The following is a 17,211-nucleotide window of genomic DNA, read 5'->3' as shown; positions in this document are numbered from 1 at the left end:
GGTGAGGTCGTCGGGGTGGCTTCCGTAGCTTCCGGTGTGACGGACTGTGCCGGACATGGAGGTTCAGGGGTATGAGGCTCATACGAGTTGTGGCCGCCGCGGTTGTGGTGCCTGCCGCGGCCGCGGTGCTCACCGGGGCGGTGGCGCAGGCAGAGCCGGTGGCGGTCCAGTCGGTGGTGGCCAGCGGGGATGACGGCAACGTCCCCGCCAACACGCTCGACGGGGATCTCGGGACGCGCTGGTCGGACGAAGGGGACGGGGTCTGGATCCGGTACGACCTCGGGTCGCAGGTCGACCTCGGGTCGCTGTCCGTCGCCTGGCACAACGGGGACCAGCGCCGGACGACCTTCGCGGTCCAGACGTCCGGGAACGGGTCCGACTGGTCCACTGTGGTCAGCCGGCGGGCCAGCAGTGGCACCACCAGGCAGCCCGAGACGTACGACTTCGCCGACCGCGGCGGCCGGTACCTGCGGATCGTCGGGTACGGGAACACCGTCAACGACTGGACCAGCATCACCGAGGTCGGCATCTTCGGCGCCGACTCCGGCGGCGGCGACTGTGCCTACCCGGCCGACGTGCTCGACCTGACCGCCTGGAAGGTCACCCTGCCGACCGGCGGGGACGAGGACCCGGACGAGATCACGCAACCGCGGCTCGACACCTTCGCCGCCGACCCGTGGTTCGTCGCGACCGACGCGTGCGACGGGGTGCGGTTCCGGGCCGCGGTCAACGGCGTGACCACCGGTGGGTCCAGCTACCCCCGGTCGGAGCTGCGGGAGATGAACGCGGACGGCTCGGACGAGGCGGGCTGGTCCGCCACCGAAGGCACGCACACCATGGTCATCCGGGAGGCGATCACCGCGACGCCCAACGACAAGCCGGACGTGGTCGCCGGGCAGATCCACGACGGTGACGACGACGTCTCGGTCTTCCGGTTGGAAGGCACCAGGCTCTACGTCACCAAGGGCGACACGTCCGACCACAAGCTCGTCGACGACGACTACGTGCTCGGGACGCCGTTCGAAGCCAAGTTCGTCGTGAGCGGCGGCTCGATCAAGGCCTACTACAACGGCGTGCTGCAGACCACGATCAGCGCGAGCTTCCCGGACGGGTACTTCAAGGCGGGGGCCTACACCCAGGCCAACTGCGACCGGTCGGACCCGTGCGCCGACAGCAACTACGGCGAGGTCGTGATCTACGACATCGACGTGACGCACTCCTAGGGCACTAGGACGCCGACCAGAGGTGCATGCCGACGTAGCTGCGCCACGGGCGCCACGCGCCGGCATGCGCCTCCAGGCCTTCCGGTGTCGACGGCAGGCCCAGGTTCGCCGCGCCCTTGCGCAGTGCGACATCGCCGGTCAGCAACACGTCCGGGGAACCCAGCACGCGCATCAGCACGTAACCGGCCGTCCACGGACCGACGCCCGAGAACTCCTGCAGCGTGCGGGAAAGCTCCTCCGGGTCCGCTCCCACGTGCACGTCCAGGTCGCCAGCCGCCAGTGCCGCGTTCACCGTCAGGATGGTGTCGACGCGGCGGCGGGGACCGCGCAGCACCTCCGCGCCCCGCTCGGCGATCGCGGCCGGGTCAGGGAACAGCATCGTCAGGTCACCGTCCGGTGTGGACAGTGGCTCGCCGAGGGCGGCGGTCAGCGTCGACAGTGCGGTGCGGGCGGCCGAGACCGTGATCTGCTGGCCGATCACCGCCCTCGTCACGATCTCCGCGCCGTCCACCGCGCCCGGCAGGCGCAGGCCGGGGTTCTTGCGCACCAACGCTTCCAGTGCCGGGTCCGCACCCAGGACGTCACCGACCGCACCCGGGTCGGCGTCCAGGTCCAGCAGGCGCCGCAGGCGCGACACCGCGCTGCCCAGGTCGCGCATGTCGGTCAGCGACAGGGTGCAGTCGATGTGGCCGTGCGCCGGCGTGAGCCACGCCGTGCCGGTGCCGTGGGCCAGGCGCATCGTACGGCCGTACGCACCGTCCACTATGGACTCTACGCCCGGGATCGCGCGCGCCGCGAGGAAGTCCAGCAGGCCGTCGTAGTCGAACGGCTCCCGGTACGGCAGCCGCAGCGTCACCTTGCCGGGGGCGGTCGGGGTGGCGCGGCGCTTCGCCGCGGTCCGCAGGCCCGTCGGGGTGGTCGCGAACACCGCGCGGATCGTGTCGTTGAACTGGCGGACGCTCGCGAACCCGGCCGCGAACGCGATGTCGGCCTGCGACAGCGTCGTCGTCTCGATCAGCAGGCGGGCCGAGTGGGCCCGGTGCGCCCTCGCCAGCGCCAGCGGGCCCGCGCCCAGCTCCGCGGTCAGGACCCTCGTCAGGTGACGTTCCGAGTAGCCCAGCCTGCAGGCCAGCCCCGGCACGCCTTCGCGCTCGACCACGCCGTCGGTGATCAGGCGCATCGCGCGGCCGGCCAGGTCGGCCCGCAGGTTCCACTCCGGCGAACCCGGCACGGAGTCCGGCAGGCAGCGGCGGCACGCGCGGAAACCGGCCTGCTGCGCGGCCGCTGCGGTGGAGAAGAACACGACGTTGCCGCGTTTCGGCATGGCGGCCGGGCAGGACGGGCGGCAGTAGATGCCCGTGGTCCGCACGGCCAGGATGAACTGGCCGTCGAAGCGCGCGTCGCGCGACGCCGACGCCCGGTAGCCCTGGTCCTCGTCAATCAGCACCTGACCCATGCTGCCAGCGGCGATCCGGCGACGCTCGCGGTATTCGGACATGGCAACGGCCGGCCCCCGCACGAGGGACCGGCCGCCGCCAGGTACTGCGAGGTGTTACGAGGTGACCGCCTGCACGATCACGTCACCGGTACCGACCAGCGCGTTCGTGTCCGTGCGGACCTCGACGTTGCCGAGGAGCACGCGGCCGGCGGCCGGCACCACCATCGGCGTCACCGTGCCGTTGACGGTCCACTCGGCGCCCGCGGCGCGCTCCGCGTTCGCGTCGGTGACGGCGACGGTGCCGAACGACGCGCCGCTGAACACGTCCAGGTAGTCGAACTCCGTGGTGCCCGCGGGCACCGCGAAGCCGTCCACCAGCGCGATCCACACACCCGCTGCCGGGTTGCTCACGGTGACCGCCTCTTCCGAGTCGGCGTCCGCGGCCTGTGCGGTCAGGACACAGCTGCCGCTGGTGCAGTTGTAGAGGAACAGGTCGAGGTCGGCACTGCGATCACTCGTGTTGCCGATCTTGACCCGCAGCTGCTGCGCACCAGCCGTCACCGGGATCTGGAACTGCGAGGAGCCCCCGTCCGCGATCGACGGCCGGTCGACCTTCGCACTGCCCAGGTTCGTGCCGACGGCCCGGCCGCTGAACGGCCCGAAGGCGTTCTTCAGCGTGTAGGACCGCGACACCGGCTGGTTCACCTGCGCCGTCGCGATCGTGTCCGGGTTCGGGGACACGGTCGCGCCCAGCACCGACACCGACAGCGTGTACGGCGCCGCGACGGCGTCCGACGTGCGACGGCCCTCGACCACGATCTCCCACACGCCCGGCGTCGGGTTCGTCGCCGTGCGGCTCGTCGGGCTCTGACCGCCGTTGCAGGCGTTGCCCGGCGGAACCGGCGGGTTGTAGCAGTTCGTGGTCTGCGTGTTGCTCTCGATCGCGACACCGTACGGGTGGTACCGCAGGAAGCGGACCTGGCCCGCGCCCGGCGCCGTGCCGCCGCCCTGCAGGTCGACCTTCAGCGCGGGCGTGCCGGCCGGGACCCGGACGAAGTAGCTCTTGAACTCGTTGCGGCCGATCTCGCCACCGTGCTTGACCTGGAAACCGTTGGCCGAGGTGAAGTCCTCGGCCGCGATCACCGTGTTCAGCGTCTGGTACTCGATGCCGGTCGACATCGGGCTGTCGAGGTTCAGGATCGCCGAGTGCACACCCGCGCCGCGGACGTTCACGTTCACCCGGAACTTGACCGCCGAGTTCAGCGGCAGGGTGATCGTGGGCGCCGAGCTGAACGTGCCGTCGTTGCCGACCCACTTGACCTGGTAGGTCAGCGGGCTCGCCTTGCCGGACGTCCGCTTGAACGTGTACTCGCGGACGAACTTGTCACCGGACTTCACGCCCTCGCGGTCGTGGATGCCGATGCCCACCCCGGGGGTGGTCAGGAAGTCCGACAGCGACGTGCTGATCGGCACCGACGAGGAGATCTCGGTGGTGGCGATGTCCGCCTTCAGCAGGTTCCAGGCCTTCTTGACGTCGATGAGGCCGTTGCCCTGCTCGTAGGCCTGGTAGTTCTTCAGGTACCGGGCCGAGGACTTCATCGCCGTCCGGATCTGCTCCGGGTCGTGCGACACGTTCTTCTGCACGGCCGCGCTCACCAGCAGCGCGGCGGCACCCGCGGCCTGCGGGGACGCCATCGAGGTGCCCTGCAGCATGCCGTAGCCGGGGGGCAGCGCGTAGGTGCCCGCGACCGGGGCGCCGTTCTGCCACGTCGGGACCGACGAGATCGCCGAGCCCGGCGCCACGATGTCCGGCTTGAACCCGCCCGCCTCGGTCGGGCCGCGGCCCGAGAAGGGGTGCAGGTTCTCCTCGTTGACCGTGTCCGAACCGTAGTTGCGCTGCCACGAGGCCTTCGTGATGTACGAGCCGACGCTCATCACCTTGCCGGCCAGCGACGGGCGGCTCACCGTGTTGGAAGCCGGGCCGTCGTTGCCAGCGGAGATGAAGATCTGCACGCCGTACTCGTCGATCAGGCGGTTGTAGAGGATCTCGGTGTCGGACTCGCCGTCGTTGATCGGGTCGAGGCCGCCGACCGACATGTTCAGCACGTCGACGCCCTCGCGGGCGGCGTAGTGCATGCCCTCTTCCATGGCGTGGCGGGTGCAGCCCGCGACGAACAGGCAGACCCGGACCGACACGAGCTTCGCGCCGGGGGCCGCGCCGTTCATGGTGCCGCCGAACAGCTTGTTGGCCGCCACGATGCCCGCGACGTGCGAGCCGTGCGCACCGGACACGATGCCGATGTTCACCGACTGGTTCGCGGCGTCGGTCTGCACGACGAACGGCATCGACTCACGCACCGGCGTGGCCGCGTTGTCGTTGCCGAACTCGTCGGAGTCCTGCTTGACCTTGTAGTCGGTCATCGCCTTCTCGTCGGCGAACGACTTGTCCTGGTCGGTGTCGACCCAGACCGTGTTGGTGGCGGTGTCCCACAGCACGCCGAACGTGCCGATGCTGCCCGCCGGGTTGCCGTCGCGGTTGACGTCGTTGCCGACCTCGCCGCCGAGGCGCGCGTCCCGCTCGTTGAACACGCCGTACCGGTACGTGGCCGGCTGCCCCGGGGCGGGGCTGCGCATGTCGATCCACGTCGGGTCGTTGTCGTTGTTGACGCCGTTCGTGAAACCGGAGTCGGTCGCCGTGATCCAGTCGACGATCTTCTTCTCACCGGTGCTGGTGGTCGCCAGCGACGGGTGGCCGATGTCGACACCCGAGTCGATGATGCCGACGGTCACGCCGCGGCCGTCGAGCTTCGGGTTCTGCTGGACGAACTGCGCGGCGCCGGTGTCACCCGTCGGCATGTAGGCGTTGACGGCCGGGGTCGACGGGCCGGGCGCGGGCTGCGGGTCCGGGTTGTCGATGCCCAGCGGGCGCGGCTCGCCGAAGCCGTACACGCGGTCGAGGTCCAGCGCGATGACCGACGACAGCTTCGCGAACTTCGCGACGTCCTTGGTCGGCACCTCCGCGCGGACGTAGCCGAGCTCGTCGGCGCGGTACTGGATCTTCGCGCCGGCCGCCTCCAGCTGGTCGACGCTCTGCTTCTCCTGTCCGGCTTTCGCGAGCACCAGGATCTGGACCGTCTGCTCGCCCGCCTCGATGGCCGCTGCGATCAGCTCCTGGTCCTGTTTCCCGAGGAGGTCGGCCCCCGAACCAGGTGCCTGCGGTGCCACCGGTGGGGCGGCGGTGGCGGTCGACGGCAGGGCGGTCAGCGAGAGGCCGACGACCGCCGCCGTGAACGCCGCGCCGAGGCCACGCCGGCGCGATTCACGATGGGTCATCCCAGGTCCTTCTTCTGTAATGGGGGTGGTGCCTGATCGAGTCCACAGGTGCTCACGGAGTGTTGTTGAGCTGGTCCGAACTGACTAGCGTCCAAACGGGGTAATCCTCCTTGCGGGGCAACATTTCGTCAGTTATGTCGCTGAGCGTGGCAAATTCGCTACCGACCGGTCTCTTCTATTCACCGGAACGGGAGGCCGTACAGTTGGTCCAGTGAGTTTGACCCTCGGGATCGTCGGGCTGCCCAACGTCGGCAAGTCCACCCTCTTCAACGCCCTGACCAGTAACAACGTGCTCGCGGCGAACTACCCGTTCGCGACGATCGAGCCGAACGTCGGTGTGGTGCCGCTGCCGGAACCGCGGCTGGACGTGCTGGCCACGATGTTCGAGAGCGCGCGCGTGGTGCCCGCCACTGTGTCCTTCGTGGACATCGCGGGTCTGGTGCGCGGCGCGTCGGAGGGGCAGGGCCGCGGGAACCAGTTCCTGGCGAACATCCGTGAGGCGGACGCCATCTGCCAGGTCATCCGGGTGTTCGACGACCCGAACGTGGTCCACGTGGACGGCAAGGTGGACCCGTCCTCGGATATCGAGACAATCAACACGGAGCTCATTCTGGCCGATCTCCAGACGGTGGAGAAAGCACTGCCCCGGCTGGAGAAGGAGGCCCGCACCCGCAAGGAGGCGCGGCCCGCCCTGGAAGCCGCCACCACGGCGCGCGACATCCTCGACAGCGGGCGGACGCTGTTCGCCGCACAGTCCGAAGTGGATGGCGCGCTGCTGCGCGAGCTGTCACTGATGACGACCAAGCCGTTCCTGTACGTGTTCAACGCGGACGAGGCGGTGCTGTCCTCCGCCGAGCGGCGCGAGGAGCTGACCGCGCTGGTGAAGCCCGCCGCCGCGGTGTTCCTGGACGCGAAGGTCGAGGCGGAACTGCTCGAGCTGGACGACGAGGAGTCGGTGCGGGAGCTGCTCGAGTCGATCGGGCAGGAGGAGCCGGGGCTGCACTCACTCGCGCGGGCCGGGTTCGCGACGCTGGGCCTGCAGACCTACCTCACGGCGGGGCCGAAGGAGTCGCGCGCGTGGACCATCCACACGGGATGGACCGCGCCGCAGGCCGCCGGCGTCATCCACACGGACTTCGAGCGCGGGTTCATCAAGGCCGAGATCGTGTCGTACGACGACCTCGTCGAGGCGGGCTCGATGGCGGCCGCGAAGGCGGCGGGCAAGGTCCGCATCGAAGGAAAGGACTACGTCATGGCCGACGGGGACGTGGTGGAGTTCCGCTTCAACGTCTGAGCCACACCACCGGGCACTGTTCGGTGTTCGGTATTGACCGAACACCGAACACGACATCGCTGGTGACCGCCGACAGCGCGGCGCCAGCTCGACCTGAGTGGCCACCTGAAGCAGACCGGACCGGGGTTGTTCGTCGACGCGGACGTCCCGCGGCTCTCAGCGGCTGACGACGGTCAACCAGCCACGCGGCTGCCGTTGCCGGCCTTCATCGCGACGATGGCGGCCGCTCGGACCGCCTCGTGGAGCTGCCAGACGGACTGGGCCGGGAGGTAGAAGCCCTCGCCAGGGGGCGGGACCACCGCGACTCGGCCGTCGGACACCGTCACCACGAGCGTGCGTTCGCGGTCGAGGGCGTCGACCACCGGCACTTCCCACGTCTCCTGCGCACTCATGGCGCGACCTCCTGTCGGGTACTGACCGGAGGGTCGTCCGAATGGGGTTCCCCGTTACCGGATAAGGGAACGGGATGTGGGCGACAGGTGCAGCTGCTCCGGGGGGCGGCTCAGCCGGCTGGTGAGCGCAGGCAGCGTGTCGTGGGTCCAGCGGGTCTCGCGGCCCAGCAGGCGCACGTGTTCCGCCAGGGCGTCGGGGCCCGCGAAGCCGCCCACCCACGCCACCACGTTCGCGTCCTCGCGGATCGGCAGCGCCGGGAAGGTGTTCTCGACGCGCAGTGTGCGCAGCACGGCCAGCGGCGGGGCGCCCGTGTCCGACAGCAACGGCTGGACCGACGACGCGAAGAAGGACAGGAACGCGTCCTCGCCGCCGGCAGGCAGGTGGTAGAGCGTCACCGTGACGAGCGTGGTGTCGCCGCCACGCGTGCGGCCCGACAGGTCGAAGTCGGTCACGGGACGTAGCAGCAGCACGTCGTCCGAGTCGATCATCGTGTCGTTGGCCTTGTCGCGGTGTGCCGCCCAGACCGGGCCGCCGTAGAACGCGGCCAGTGCCTCGCGCCGGGCCGCCATATCGGTGAAGCCGCGCAGCCACACGAACCGGTCCTCGGCGTCCAGGTCGCGGAACTGGCCGAGGACGTGCGCGCCGACCGCGTCCTGGGTCTCCACGAGCTCCCGGTCGAACAGCTCGATCAGATCTTCCCTCCGACCTGGGTGGAGGGTGTACTGCCGGAGCTCGAGAACATCGGCCATCGCCGCTCCCCCTTCGCGGTGGATCACCTGGGCGGGTGTCACCTTATTGGGGCGACGTGTTTGATGTCAGGGTGCCCAGACTGCTCATCGGACCGCTGCTGCGACATGTCGACACGCGCTCCGCCACCCTGTGGGTGGAGACCGACGAACCGTGCACCGTCTCCGTCGGGCAGGCCACCGCGCACACGTTCACCGTGTCCGGCCACCACTATGCGCTGGTCGTGGTCACCGACCTCGAACCAGGCACCGCGACGCCCTACGAGGTGACGCTCGACGGGGAGACGGTGTGGCCGCCCCAGGACTCCGCTTACCCGCCCAGCCGGATCCGCACCTACCCCGAGGGCGGCGACCCCGCGTTCCTGATGGTGTTCGGTTCCTGCCGGATGCCCGAGACCGACGACCCCGGCGAGCAGAAACGCATGGGCACCGACGCGCTCGCGGCGTACGCCCGCCGCATGCTCGCCGAGGACGAGCTCGACTGGCCGGACTCGCTGATGCTGCTCGGCGACCAGGTCTACGCCGACGAGACCACCAAGGGCACCCAGGCCTGGATCGCGCGGCGGCGGTCGCTCGACGAGGCGCCCGGCGTCGAGGTCCGCGACTTCGAGGAGTACACCCGGCTCTACCACGAGGCGTGGACCGCGCCGCTGACCCGCTGGCTCATGTCCACCGTCCCCACCTCGATGATCTTCGACGACCACGACGTGCGGGACGACTGGAACACCTCGCAGACGTGGCGCGACGAGAAGGAACAGACGTCCTGGTGGCCGAAGCGCGAACGGCACGCGCTCGCCACCTACTGGATCTACCAGCAGCTCGGCAACCTCAGCCCGAGCGACCTCGAGACCGACGACCTGTACAAGGCGGTCCTCGAGAAGGGCCGGGACGGGGACGCGGCCGACCTGCTCGACGAGTTCGCCGAGCAGGCCCGCCAGGAGGTCAACGGCGCCAAGGGCACCCGGTGGAGCTACCGGCGCGACTTCGGCAACGTGCGGCTGCTCGTGGTCGACACCCGCTCCGGCCGCATCCTGTCCGGCGGCTCGCGGTCGATGGTCAGCGACCAGGAGTTCGACTGGATCGAGGAGAACGCCACCGGCGATTTCGAGCACCTGCTGATCGGGTCGTCGCTGCCGTGGCTGCTGCCGCACGCGATCAACCACGTCCAGTCGCTGAACGAGATCGCGTGCAGGCGGCCGGGATGGCGCGGGAAGCTCGCGGAGAAGCTGCGGCAGGAGGCCGACCTCGAGCACTGGGCGTCGTTCCGCGCGTCGTCGGACCGGCTGGCGCGGCTGATCGAGCGGATCGCCGACACCGAGACGTCCACGGTGTGCGTGCTCTCCGGTGACGTGCACCACGTGTACGCGGCGAAGGTGCGGTACCCGAAACCCACGACGGCCGCGGTGTGGCAGCTGGTGTGCTCACCGGTGCACAACCGGGCGCCCGCGTTGATGCGGCCCCTGTTCCGGATGGGCTGGTGGCGTCCCCTCGCGGCGGTGCTGAAGTGGTGGATGCTGCGGTCGCCGCACATCGAGCCACCGCCGGTCGAGTGGGACAAGGTCGCCGGGCCGTACTTCGGCAACGCGATCGCGACCCTGCGCATGGCGGGACGCGAGGCACGGATGGTGGTGGAGCGGGCGGAAGGCGGTACGGAACCAGTGCTGAAGCCGCTGGTCACACTACCGCTGACCAGCGGAAACCAACCCTCGCGGAGGAGCTAGCCCTCGCGGATGGCGTCGACGACGCCGTCGATCTCCTCCGCCAGCGACGTGTCGTTGGCGGTGATGCCGCCTTCCGAGTGGGTGACGCAGCGGAACGTGAGGGTGCGCCACCGGATGTCGATGTCCGGGTGGTGGTTGTCGTTCTCCGCGATCTCCGCCACCCGGTTCACCACCTGGATGGCCTGCGAGAAGCTTTCCAGCTCCACCTCGCGGACCAGCGCGCCGTCCCCACGGCGCCACTCCCGCAGCCGACCGAGGGCCTTGCCGACTTCTTCGTCACTGAGCAGCTCGGGCATGTGTCCATGGTGACGCCTCGCGCCGCTGAACGCACGGGTACGCTCGGTCAGATCAACACGGGAGTCCGGTGTGCGCCGGGCTGAGAGGAGGGCTCGCAGCCCTCGACCGTTCGAACCTGATCCGGGTCATGCCGGTGCAGGGAGGAGGCGTCTTGCGGTTACGCACATTTCTGCTGGTCGGCGCGCTGGGTGTGACGCTCGCCGGGTGTTCGCTCAGCAGCGGAGGAGACAGCGGTGGCGGTCAGGGCGAGCGGAAGGTCGTGCTCGTCACCCACGACTCGTTCGCGATGGGCGACGACGTGCTGAAGAAGTTCACCGACGACACCGGCATCACGATCGACGTGCGCAGGGTCGGGGACGCGGGTGCGCTCACCAACCAGCTCGTCCTCACCAAGGGCAGCCCGATCGGCGACGTCGCGTACGGCGTGGACACCACGTTCGCGTCCCGTGCGCTCGACGAGGACGTGTTCGCCGAGTACGCACCGGACGCGCCGTTGCCGGCTGGGCCCGCCGACCACGCGATCGACGACACGAACCGGCTCACCGCCGTGGACATCGGCGACGTGTGCCTGAACATCGACCCGGCCGCGCTCGCCGCCAAGGGCGTGCCGGAGCCGACGGGCTACGCGGACCTCGCCAAGCCCGAGTACAAGGACCTGCTGGTCGTCGAGGACCCGGCCACGTCCTCGCCGGGGCTCGCCTACCTGCTCGGCACCATCGCGCAGCTGGGTGACGGCTGGCAGGACCACTGGCGGGCGCTCAAGGCCAACGGCGTCCAGGTGGTCAGCGGCTGGGAAGAGGCCTACACGCAGGAGTTCTCCGGTTCGTCCGGCAAGGGCCCCCGGCCGATCGTCGTGTCCTACGCGTCGTCGCCGTCCGCCGAACTGGACGAGGCGGGCAACCCGCGCACCAAGGCCGTGCTCGGCACGTGCTTCCGGCAGGTCGAGTACGCGGGCGTGCTGAAGGGCGCCGCGCACGCGGACGACGCGGAGAAGGTCATGGACTTCCTGCTGTCCGACGAGTTCCAGTCGCAGGTGCCGGAGCAGATGTACGTGTACCCGGCCCGCGCCGGGGTCACCCTGCCGGAGGCGTGGCAGAAGGCCGCGCCGCTGCCGACCGCGGCCGCGGAGCTGCCGTCGGAACAGATCCAGCAGAACCGTGAGCGGTGGATCGGCGAGTGGCGCGCGATCGTGCGGGGCTGAGGACCTCACCCCGGGGCCTGGCGCTGATCGCGTTGGTGCCCTTGGGTTTCCTCGCCGTCTTCTTCGTGTGGCCCGTCGTCGCCATCCTGCGGCTCGGGCTGCGCGAAGGAGGCGTGCTCGACACGCTCGCGTCCCCGGACGTGTGGCAGCTCGTCGGGTTCACGGTCGCGCAAGCGGCCGGGGCCACGGCCGTGTCGATCGTCGCCGGGCTGCCGGTGGCGTTCCTGCTCGCCAGGACGAGGCTGCCCGGTCTCGGGCTCGTGCGGGTGATCATCCTCGTGCCGTTCGTGCTGCCCAGCGTGGTCGTGGGCCTGGCGTTCCGGGCGTTGCTGCCCGACGGCGGGGTGTGGGCGATCATCCTGGCCAACGCGTCCTTCAACGTCGCGGTCGTCGCGCGGACCGTCGCCGGGCTCTGGACACACCTCGACCGGCGCGCGGAGGACGCGGCACGGGCGCTGGGCGCGTCGCGGCCGCGCACGTTCACCGGCGTCACCCTGCCCGCGCTGGCACCGGCGATCGGGTCGGCGGCCGCGGTCGTGTTCCTGTTCTGCGCCACCAGTTTCGGCGTCGTGCTGATCCTCGGCGGGGCACGGCTGAAGACCCTCGAGACCGAGATCTACCTGCGGACCGTCGAGCTGCTCGACCTGTCCGGCGCGGCCGCGCTGTCACTGCTGCAGCTCGGTGCGGTCGTCGCGGCCCTGTCGATCGGGGCGGTCATGCGGCGGCGCAGGGAGACCGCGCTGAGACTGCGCGGTCAGGCCGAGTCCGCGCGCAGGCCGGCAGGCGGCGAGTGGTGGGTCGTCGCGGCCGCGTTCGCGGTGGTCGTCGCCTTGCTGGTACCGGTCGCGACCCTGGTCGCGCGGTCGTTCCAGTCCGGGCTCGACGGGTACCGGGCGCTCACCGGCATCGGGTACGAGGGCTCGCTCGACATCTCCGGTTTCGACGCGGCGCGCAACTCGCTCGCCGCCGCCACCGACGCCACGCTGATCGCGGTCACGCTCGGCACGATGGCGAGCGTCGTGCTGGTTTCCCTGGCACGCAACCGGGTCCGTTACGTCGAGGTGGTCGACACCGCGTTCATGCTGCCGCTCGGGGTGTCCGCGGTGACCGTCGGCTTCGGCTACCTGATCACCCTCGACCTGCTGCCGGGCGACCTGCGCACCTCCGCCGCGCTGGTGCCGCTCGCGCAGGCGCTCGTGGTGACACCGCTGGTCATCCGCATCATGCTGCCGGTCCTCCGCTCGATCGACGAACGGCTCCGGCAGGCCGCCGCCACGCTGGGTGCCGGCCCGTGGCGGGTGTGGCGCGAGGTGGACGTGCCGATGGCGGGCCGGTCGCTCGGGACCGCGGCCGCGTTCGGGTTCGTGGTGGCGCTGGGCGAGTTCGGCGCGACGAGCTTCCTCGCCCGCCCGGACACGGCCACGCTGCCGGTCGCGATCGCGCGGCTGGTCTCGCGGCCAGGTGAGCTGAACAACGAGATGGCGTACGCGGCGTGCACGCTGCTGATCGTGGTCACGGTCGCCGTGGTCGCGGTGGTCGAGCGGGTTCGCGTGCCGGTTGGGGAGTTCTGATGCTGGCAGTCGAGGGTCTGACCGTGCACTACGGCGCGCTGGCCGCCGTGGACGACGTCGACGTGACGGTCGCGGACGGTGAGGTGCTGGCGCTGCTCGGGCCGTCCGGGTGCGGCAAGTCGACGCTGCTGCGCGCGGTCGCGGGCCTGGAACCGGCGGCGGGCGGCACGATCCGGTGGGACGACACCGACCTCGCGGACGTGCCAGTGCACCGGCGCGGCTTCGGGCTGGTGTTCCAGGACGGGCAGCTGTTCCCGCACCGCGACGTCGCGGGGAACGTGGCGTTCGGGCTGCGGATGAAGCGGATGACCGGGCGGGCCGAGCGGGTCGCGGAACTCCTCGAACTGGTCGGGCTCGCCGGGTACGAGCGGCGCAAGGTCACCGAGCTGTCCGGTGGTGAGGCGCAGCGGGTCGCGCTCGCGCGGGCACTGGCGCCCCGCCCCCGGCTGCTGCTGCTGGACGAACCCCTGTCCGCGCTGGACCGCGCGCTGCGCGAGCAGCTGGCCATGGACCTCGCCGGGCTGCTGCGGGTGGCCGGCGCGACCGCGCTGGTGGTGACCCACGACCACGACGAGGCGTTCACGCTCGCCGACCGGGTCGCGGTGATGCGGAAGGGCCGCATCGTCCAGACCGGTCCGCCGGAGGAGGTGTGGCGCCGCCCCGAGGGCGAGGCCACCGCCCGCTTCCTCGGCTGCGGCCTGTTCCTGCCCGCGACCGTCACCGACGGCACCGCGACCTGCGAACTCGGGTCGGTCGACCTGCCGTGGGCGCCGGCGGGCGAGGTCACGCTCGGCCTGCGGCCCAACGCGTTGCGGCTGACCGAGAACGGCGAGGGCGGCCCCGCCGGGAAGCTGCTGCGGTCGGTGCACCGCCGCGACCACGTGCGGCTGCAGGTCCGCCTCGACGGGAGCGACCAGGTGGTCGACGCGGTGGCCGCGATCGCGGAGACCCCCGGCGACCGCGTCCACCTGCGGCTGGACCCGGACGGGTTAGCCGTCCTTCGTCGAGATGCGCGCCAGGGCGAGTGAGTAGCCGATCACCAGGTAGCAGACGGCACGCAGGACCGAGTTGACCATCCCGTCCGTCGGCATCGGGTCGCGGATCACGTCGCCGAGGGACTCCCACGCGTCGGTCAGCAGCACCGGGTGCAGCCAGTCCAGCGCCGGGATGTTGCCGAGGATCGTGAACACGATGATGCCGCCGAGCGTGGACGCCAGCACCACCAGCGGGTGGTCGGTGGCCGCCGAGATCGCCAGCGCGACCGCCGCGACCGCCCACACCTGCACGGTCACCAGCGCCGCCAGCAACGCGATCCGGCCGAGCGACTCCCCGAACGGCAGCACGTTGCCCGACATGGTGAGCATGCCGTCGCCGCCGAGGATCGCGAGCCCGGCGACGATCGACACGACCGCGACGATCACCACCGCGAGCAGCGACAGCACCGCCACGCCGAACGCCTTCACCGCGAGCAGCCGCAACCGCCCGACCGGCGCGAGCAGCAACCCGCGCAGCGCACCGGTCTGCGACTCGCCGGCGAGCGCGTCCGCCGACCACATGGCGCCCAGCATCGGCAGCAGCATCGCGAGCGACAGCAACAGCAGGAACACCGGCAGGATCAGCCCGTTGCCCGAGACCAGCGAGGCGACGCTCTCGACGGCCGGGCCGCCGTTGCCGTTCTGGGCCGTCGTGGTCGCCACCGACATGGCGATGGCCGCGATGACCGGTGCCACCGCGAGCACGCCGAGCGCGACGAGCGTGCGCGGCCTGCGGATCATGAACCGCAGCTCGGACCGCAGCAGCCGCCCGACCGGCGCCTTCGTCCGCTGCTCGGTGACGATGGGCGCGTCGACAGCGACGGTCATCGCGCCTCCTCGAAAGTGTCTACTTCGGACAGACCGGCGCCCTGGTCCGCGGACTCGGTGAGCCGCGCGAACAACTCCTCGAGGCCCGTCCGCTGCCTGCGGACCTCGTGCACGGCCACCCCGGCCCGCACCAGCGTCGCGACGACGTCGGGCGCGGTCGTGACCGCGAGGTCCACGTGCACCCCGGACGGCGCCTCCCTGGCCGGGATCCGGTTGTCGCGCAACGCGTCCACGGCCACCTTGACGTCCGGCGTGGACACCAGCAGGCCCGAGTCACCGGCCTCCAGCAGCTCGGTCAGCTCCCCCTGAGCCACGACCGACCCCTGGTGCAGCACGGCGACGTGCGTGCAGGTCGCCTCCACCTCGGCCAGCAGGTGCGACGACACGAGCACGGTCGTGCCCGCCGCGTGCAGGTCGGCGATGACCGCCCGCACCTCGCGCGTGCCTGCCGGGTCGAGGCCGTTGGTCGGCTCGTCCAGGATCACGAACCTGCGCGGGATCAGCAGCGCGGACGCCAGGCCCATCCGCTGCTTCATGCCGAGCGAGTACCCCTTGTACCGCCGGTTCGCCGCCGCCGACAGGCCGACCCGCTCCAGGGCCTGCCCGACCGCACGCGGGATGTCCTTCGACGCGAGCCTCGGCTCGGCGGCCGCGACCCGCATGAGGTTGTCCCGGCCCGACAGGAACGGGTGGAACCCCGGCCCTTCGACGAGCGCCCCGACTTCCGGCAACGCCCAGCCCGCGCCCTCCGGCATCTTGTGGCCGAGCAGCTCCACCGACCCCGCCGTCGGCAGGACCAGGCCGAGCAGCATGCGGATGGTGGTGGTCTTGCCAGAACCGTTCGGGCCGAGCATGCCGAGCACCGCGCCCACCGGCACGTCCAGGTCGACATGATCGACCGCGACCGTCTTCCCGTACACCTTCCGCAGGTTGCGGGTACGGGCGGCCAGGCGGGCGGGGGCCCCCGCGGCGCTCGCCGCGGGGGCCTCCGACTCGATCGTCATGCCGGTGACGGTACTCACCTGACCGTCTTGACGGCGTCCAACACCACCTGCTCCGGCACCGCGCCGACCGCGACCTTGCCGTCCTCGGTGATCACGGCGGTGCCGACACTGGCCGAGATCACGTAGCCGGTGCCGAAGTCACCGTGGACCTCCTTGCCGAACGTGCCGAGCAGCGCGAACATGTCCTGCCCGCCCCGCTCGGACATGCCCTCGGCCGCCGTCAGCGCCTCGGCGGGCACCTTGCCGGTGGCCACGATGTCCCAGCCGCGGCCGACGGTCTTCAGGTCCGCCTGCGACAGCCAGTCGTCGACCGCCTCGCCATGCATCTCCTCCGGCACGTCCTTCTCGGACACGGTCGTCCCGGCGGGCGGCGTGAACTGGAACAGCTTCGGGTCCTGCGCGCCCGAGCTGAACTCGGTGAAGCCCACCTTCACGGCCGGGTCGGACTGGCCGTTCGCGAGGACCTCCAGCTGCAGCGGGATCCGCAGCTCGGAGTCCACCGAAACGCGGATCTCGCGCAGCAGCGTCTTCTCCGTCGGCTTCGGCGCCAGCACCAGCTGGTACACCGGCCGCTCAGCGACCCGCGCGGTGCCGTCCACCGACACCGTCGAGTCCTGCTGCATGGCGGTCACCAGCTCCTTCGCGGCGGCCGCCGGGTCGGCGAACTTGCCCTCCACGGGCTTGTCCGCGACACCGCCCTGGTGCGGCACCTTGGTGACCGACCGCTCCGCCGAGTCCCACACCCACACGGTGGCACCGTCGTCGACGATCGTGGTCTCGCTCCGCCCGCCCGCCAGCGCGAGCCTGCCCTTGCCGGTGCCGTCGGACCACACCTGGATCGAGTCGCCCTCACCGCTGCTCGCCGGCATGCCCGGGATCGGCAGGCCGAGGTTGTTCTCGACCGCCACCGAACCCGTGAGCGCCGGGATCGCGTCGGTGTTCAGCACCGACTCGACCAGCGCCTCCGCGCTGACCGGCGGAAGCGCCGGCGGTGCCTCCCCAGCACCTGCCGGCGTCGCCAGCACCACCAGCCCGACGACCCCCGCGGCAGTGCCCGCTGCCGCGAACGACAACGCGGTCTTCCTGGAGTTCATGAACCCCTCCTCCGTTACATGGGTCGCTTCGTTC

General features: G+C 70.9%; 14 protein-coding genes and 1 riboswitch. Of the genes, 6 read left to right on the top strand and 8 right to left on the bottom strand.

The window, feature by feature from the left end:
• The first annotated feature begins 71 nt into the window (after window positions 1-71).
• Entirely contained in the window at window positions 72-1,223 is a 1,152-nt protein-coding gene (locus FHR82_RS40445; protein WP_184815950.1) for a polysaccharide lyase family 7 protein, read from the top strand.
• Between the two features lie 4 nt (window positions 1,224-1,227).
• On the opposite strand, the gene FHR82_RS40440 is transcribed toward FHR82_RS40445, so the two are convergent.
• Together FHR82_RS40440 and FHR82_RS40435 are read right to left on the bottom strand one after the other, a co-directional pair.
• Window positions 1,228-2,679, bottom strand: a complete 1,452-nt coding sequence (locus FHR82_RS40440) for a DNA-3-methyladenine glycosylase 2 (RefSeq protein WP_221464882.1) — start codon at window positions 2,677-2,679, stop codon at window positions 1,228-1,230.
• Between the two features lie 96 nt (window positions 2,680-2,775).
• On the bottom strand, window positions 2,776-5,994 hold the full coding sequence (locus FHR82_RS40435; protein WP_184815948.1) for a S8 family serine peptidase: 3,219 nt from the start codon (window positions 5,992-5,994) through the stop codon (window positions 2,776-2,778).
• 211 nt (window positions 5,995-6,205) lie between these two features.
• On the opposite strand from FHR82_RS40435, the gene ychF reads away from it, so the two are divergent.
• A complete protein-coding gene (ychF, locus tag FHR82_RS40430) occupies window positions 6,206-7,288 on the top strand; it encodes a redox-regulated ATPase YchF (protein WP_184815947.1) in 1,083 nt (360 codons plus the stop codon).
• A gap of 173 nt (window positions 7,289-7,461) precedes the next feature.
• Here ychF and FHR82_RS40425 read toward each other — a convergent pair whose 3' ends face one another.
• Window positions 7,462-7,680, bottom strand: a complete 219-nt coding sequence (locus tag FHR82_RS40425; RefSeq protein WP_184815946.1) for a hypothetical protein — start codon at window positions 7,678-7,680, stop codon at window positions 7,462-7,464.
• A 54-nt stretch (window positions 7,681-7,734) separates the two neighbouring features.
• A complete protein-coding gene (locus tag FHR82_RS40420; RefSeq protein WP_184815945.1) occupies window positions 7,735-8,430 on the bottom strand; it encodes an NIPSNAP family protein in 696 nt (231 codons plus the stop codon).
• Window positions 8,431-8,501: 71 nt separating this feature from the next.
• Between FHR82_RS40420 and FHR82_RS40415 the strand changes: the two genes are divergently transcribed.
• The gene (locus FHR82_RS40415; RefSeq protein ID WP_184815944.1) at window positions 8,502-10,148 is read left to right on the top strand and encodes an alkaline phosphatase D family protein; all 1,647 of its coding nucleotides are present in this window, start codon (window positions 8,502-8,504) and stop codon (window positions 10,146-10,148) included.
• On the opposite strand, the gene FHR82_RS40410 is transcribed toward FHR82_RS40415, so the two are convergent.
• On the bottom strand, window positions 10,145-10,444 hold the full coding sequence (locus tag FHR82_RS40410) for a 4a-hydroxytetrahydrobiopterin dehydratase (RefSeq protein ID WP_184815943.1): 300 nt from the start codon (window positions 10,442-10,444) through the stop codon (window positions 10,145-10,147). The two genes, FHR82_RS40415 and FHR82_RS40410, sit on opposite strands and share 4 nt — an antisense overlap.
• Window positions 10,445-10,491: 47 nt before the next feature.
• A riboswitch (TPP riboswitch) is annotated at window positions 10,492-10,604 on the top strand.
• On the opposite strand from FHR82_RS40410, the gene FHR82_RS40405 reads away from it, so the two are divergent.
• The 3 genes from FHR82_RS40405 (at window position 10,597) to FHR82_RS40395 (ending at window position 14,245) form a co-directional block, all read left to right on the top strand.
• A complete protein-coding gene (locus FHR82_RS40405) occupies window positions 10,597-11,646 on the top strand; it encodes a thiamine ABC transporter substrate-binding protein (RefSeq protein WP_225943993.1) in 1,050 nt (349 codons plus the stop codon). It overlaps the preceding riboswitch by 8 nt.
• Entirely contained in the window at window positions 11,622-13,217 is a 1,596-nt protein-coding gene (locus FHR82_RS40400) for an ABC transporter permease (protein ID WP_311771510.1), read from the top strand. The genes FHR82_RS40405 and FHR82_RS40400 overlap by 25 nt, the downstream gene beginning before the upstream one ends.
• Window positions 13,217-14,245: an ABC transporter ATP-binding protein gene (locus tag FHR82_RS40395; protein WP_184815940.1), complete on the top strand. Its 1,029-nt coding sequence runs from the start codon at window positions 13,217-13,219 to the stop codon at window positions 14,243-14,245. The genes FHR82_RS40400 and FHR82_RS40395 overlap by 1 nt, the downstream gene beginning before the upstream one ends.
• On the opposite strand, the gene FHR82_RS40390 is transcribed toward FHR82_RS40395, so the two are convergent.
• The 3 genes from FHR82_RS40390 to FHR82_RS40380 are packed head-to-tail and all read right to left on the bottom strand — an operon-like array spanning window position 14,207 to window position 17,177.
• Window positions 14,207-15,079: an ABC transporter permease subunit gene (locus FHR82_RS40390; RefSeq protein WP_184815939.1), complete on the bottom strand. Its 873-nt coding sequence runs from the start codon at window positions 15,077-15,079 to the stop codon at window positions 14,207-14,209. The genes FHR82_RS40395 and FHR82_RS40390 overlap by 39 nt on opposite strands.
• Window positions 15,076-16,083 carry an ABC transporter ATP-binding protein gene (locus tag FHR82_RS40385; protein ID WP_184815938.1) on the bottom strand — a complete coding sequence of 336 codons (1,008 nt, stop codon included), beginning with the start codon at window positions 16,081-16,083 and terminating at the stop codon, window positions 15,076-15,078. The genes FHR82_RS40390 and FHR82_RS40385 overlap by 4 nt, the downstream gene beginning before the upstream one ends.
• Before the next feature lie 14 nt (window positions 16,084-16,097).
• Window positions 16,098-17,177: a LolA family protein gene (locus tag FHR82_RS40380; RefSeq protein WP_184815937.1), complete on the bottom strand. Its 1,080-nt coding sequence runs from the start codon at window positions 17,175-17,177 to the stop codon at window positions 16,098-16,100.
• Window positions 17,178-17,211: the final 34 nt, after the last annotated feature.

It is taken from the genome of Actinophytocola algeriensis (assembly GCF_014203735.1).
Lineage (GTDB): Bacteria > Actinomycetota > Actinomycetes > Mycobacteriales > Pseudonocardiaceae > Actinophytocola > Actinophytocola algeriensis.
The sequence above is the reverse complement of the archived record's forward strand: the minus strand, read 5'-3'. Positions and strand labels throughout refer to the sequence as shown.